This window comes from Paenisporosarcina sp. P4_E4_2 (genome assembly GCF_056401595.1).
Map to the genome: position 1 here is coordinate 1 of NZ_JBFUJC010000478.1, position 1763 is coordinate 1763.

The 1763-nt window shown below is 38.2% G+C and carries 3 protein-coding genes and 1 pseudogene; 2 read left to right on the top strand and 2 right to left on the bottom strand.

The window, feature by feature from the left end; all coding sequences use genetic code 11:
• Nucleotides 1–384, top strand: a pseudogene (locus tag AC1DSB_RS18845) (hypothetical protein); the annotation flags it as partial.
• Between the two features lie 115 nt (nucleotides 385–499).
• On the opposite strand, the gene coaD reads toward AC1DSB_RS18845, so the two are convergent.
• On the bottom strand, nucleotides 500–985 hold the full coding sequence (gene coaD, locus AC1DSB_RS18850; RefSeq protein WP_016427792.1) for a pantetheine-phosphate adenylyltransferase: 486 nt from the start codon (nucleotides 983–985) through the stop codon (nucleotides 500–502).
• Nucleotides 978–1547 (bottom strand): 16S rRNA (guanine(966)-N(2))-methyltransferase RsmD, encoded by a 570-nt coding sequence (gene rsmD, locus AC1DSB_RS18855; RefSeq protein ID WP_016427793.1) that lies wholly within the window; start codon nucleotides 1545–1547, stop codon nucleotides 978–980. The genes coaD and rsmD overlap by 8 nt, the downstream gene beginning before the upstream one ends.
• 117 nt (nucleotides 1548–1664) lie before the next feature.
• On the opposite strand from rsmD, the gene AC1DSB_RS18860 reads away from it, so the two are divergent.
• Nucleotides 1665–1763 (top strand): DUF7147 family protein (locus tag AC1DSB_RS18860; protein ID WP_477587370.1); only part of this gene is annotated, 99 nt, incomplete at its 3' end.

The following is a 1763-nucleotide window of genomic DNA, read 5'->3' on the forward strand; positions in this document are numbered from 1 at the left end:
GTTACTTCCCCTTTAAGCGAAGGGATTCACCAAGCTGCCTCCATTTTGCTTTTGGTAGCTACTACGGTAGTCTTCTTCACTACTATCAGTACAGTTATCAGGGAAATAATGGGGGTCGTGTTCAATGGTATCCCTCATCAGGTAACAGTTTTCATTTATTCACTATTTGAGATGACTGCAGGGCTCGAAGTTGCACATCAATTATTTAATATGGCACCCTTTTTTCCTCTTCTGGCAGTAATCATTCTATCTTTCAATGGTTTAAGCATACATATGCAAATCATGGTGTTGGCGAAATCAGCCAAACTTTCGTTAAAACCTTATGTCGTATATCGACTGATTCATTTTCTTCTATTTGTTGGGTGTTGTTATTTAATACTTTAAAAGAAAGGGCATTGGATGCAGATGCTCAAGAGCTTCTCCTGAAATCTAAGCTTTATTGAAAAAAGGTGCTTGCAACAGGACATATGAAAAGAATCACGCAAAATCATTGCGTGATTCATTCTAATCCAAATTTCATTTTCAAGGCTTCTTCTACAGGTTTAGGTACAAGTTCAGAAATATCGCCACCATATTTCGCCACTTCTTTAACAATGCTCGAACTTAAAAATGAATATTGATTATTCGTCATGATGAAAAATGTTTCGATATTGTCATTTAATACACGGTTCATGGACGTAATCTGCATTTCGTATTCGAAATCGGATACCGCCCTTAATCCACGTACAATGGCATGTGCATTGACACTTTTAGCGTACTCGACAAGTAAGCCAGAAAAAGAATCCACACGGACATTAGGCAAAGTTGCTGTCACTTCACTAATTAATGCCATACGTTCTTCAATCGTAAAAAGTGGTTTTTTAGAGGAGTTATTTAGTACGACCACGTGTATTTCGTCAAATACGGAAGCACCTCGTTTGATGATATCTAAATGACCGAATGTAACAGGATCAAAACTCCCTGGTACGACTGCAATTTTAGTCATGGTGTTCTCCTTCTTCCTGTCGATAAATCGAAATTATGGTACTGCCATAAAGTTCTTGTCTTGTTAGAGTAAATGACCCATATGTATTTGGCAAATCTACACCTTTTTCGTGTTCACACAAAATGATTGCATCATCAGTCAATAAGTTTTTTTCCACAAACTGCTCGATCAATTCATAATACCCAACTTTTTGATAGGGTGGATCTAAAAACAGCAAGTCCACTCGTACTTGTCTTTTCTCCAAAGCTTTAATTGCACGTGTAGCATCTGCTTTGTATACTTCCGAGCGATTATCTAGTTTGCATTTCTTTAGATTCTCATGAATCGTTTGTATAGCACGCGGATCTTTTTCGATAAAAATGCACGTATCTATGCCCCTACTGAGCGATTCGATACCGAGCCCCCCACTTCCTGCGAATAAATCCACAGCAAGCCCTCCTTCAAAGTATGGACCGATCATATTGAAAATTGATTCTTTCACTTTATCAGTTGTTGGTCGTGTACCCGCACCAGGCACCGCTTTTAATGGGAGTCCTTTTTGTTCTCCGGAAATTACTCTCATGACGTTCCTCCTTGTCCGATTCATCGGTTATTGAAAAGCCATTTCTGACTTTATTTTCATATGCTTCATGCTACAAGCCATGATAAGATGGCTATTGAAAGGATGTGTTATTTTCTCATGATTCAACGCTTTATTGAACTAGGAGAAGGTTATAGCGATATTTATGAATGGATTGAATTATTAAAAACCAACGAGCACCGTTTTCATCGTGTATGT

Coding starts and splice junctions, on each gene's coding strand:
- coaD (WP_016427792.1), bottom strand. CDS start 985: ATGACTAAAATTGCAGTCGTACCAGGGAGTTTTGATCCTGTTACATTC.
- rsmD (WP_016427793.1), bottom strand. CDS start 1,547: ATGAGAGTAATTTCCGGAGAACAAAAAGGACTCCCATTAAAAGCGGTG.